Here is a 1,324-nt window from a genome sequence, read left to right on the forward strand (position 1 = left end):
GAGCTGTGTCAAGATTTCGGACAGAATTCGCCGTCCCTTTTCTAGGCGGCCATCCTCCTCTTGCGGGCTTGCTGTTTGGCGGCGGCCTCGGGCGGCTTCGTCCTCTCGAAGAATTCGTCCATCGCCACGCCCGGGATCCTGTACCCGATCGACGAGTGGGGGCGGTGGCGGTTGTACCGGTACTCGATGAAGCGGATCACGGCGTTGCGCGCCTCCTCCCGCGTCCGCCACCTCCGGAGGCTGTACATGTTGTTCTTGAGCGTCGCGAAGAACGACTCGGCGACGGCGTTGTCGTGGCAGCTGCCTGTGCGTCCGACGGACAGCCTGACCCCGTGCTCCTCGGCCCAGCGGGCCAGGAGCCTGGATGTGTACTGCGAGCCCCTGTCGCTGTGGAAGATGGCGTTCTCTGCTACGTAGCCGCGCCGCCTGGCGCGCTCCAGCGCCTCGACCGCGATGTCGGCGGTCATGCGCTCGGAGATCGCCCAGCCGACCACCATGCGCGTGCACAGGTCTATCACGGTGGCCAGGTAGAGCCACCCCTCGCCGGTGCGCAGGTAGGTGATGTCGCCCACCAGCTTGTAGGTGGGCACCGGGCTCGTGAAGTCGCGCCTCACCAGGTCGGGCCTGGCGGGCGCGTTCTCGTCGGGGACCGTCGTGCGCTTCTTGGTGTTGGGGGCGACGCCGCGTATGCCCAGCTCGCGCATGAGCTTGCGCACCCGGTAGAGGGTCGCGCCCGCGAACTCGGCGGGCAGGAACGCGCGGACGAACCTGGCCCCGAAGGTCCGGTCGGACTCAAGCCAGACGCGCCTCACCGCCTCCCTGGGGCCGGCCCACGGGTCGTCGGGCTCGCCCCTGGCCAGCCAGCTGTAGAAGCCCGAGCGCGACACCTTGAGCACGCGGGCCATCATGGTGACCGGGTAATGCGCCTTCTCCGCCCTCATCAGGCGGTACTTGGCTACTTTGCCTGGTTGGCGGCGAAGAAGGCGCTCGCTTTTTTCAGGAACTCGTTCTCCTGCTCGAGCTCGCGGACGCGCCTGCGCAGCTCTCTGACCTCGGCGGACTCCTTCCCTGCGGGGGGCTTCCCGTCGAGCTCGTCGCGGCGGGCCCTGACCCAGTGCTGCAGCGTCTTGCGGTGGACGCCGAGCTCCTCGGCGACCTGGGCTGCGGGCTTGCCGGTCGATATGACGTAGTCGGCGCACTCGAGCCTGTACTCGTCGGTGTAGGTGCTTGCGTTCGGCATGCTGTCCTCCTCGTTTTTCTCGGCCGAATCCAATGTTACACGGAAGGGAGCGGCGATCCGTGTCCGATAAAACGATACAGCTCA

Annotated in this window: 1 protein-coding gene and 1 pseudogene; both read right to left on the reverse strand. The window is 67.0% G+C overall.

The window, feature by feature from the left end; all coding sequences use genetic code 11:
• Positions 1-41 precede the first annotated feature (41 nt).
• On the reverse strand, positions 42-1,115 hold the full coding sequence (locus tag DW661_RS10015; protein ID WP_233547501.1) for an IS3 family transposase: 1,074 nt from the start codon (positions 1,113-1,115) through the stop codon (positions 42-44).
• Positions 1,031-1,240 (reverse strand): annotated as a pseudogene (locus DW661_RS10405) (transposase); the annotation flags it as partial. The gene DW661_RS10015 and the pseudogene DW661_RS10405, both read right to left, overlap by 85 nt.
• Between the last annotated feature and the right edge of the window lie 84 nt (positions 1,241-1,324).

The organism is Collinsella sp. AM24-1, from assembly GCF_003470325.1.
GTDB lineage: Bacteria > Actinomycetota > Coriobacteriia > Coriobacteriales > Coriobacteriaceae > Collinsella.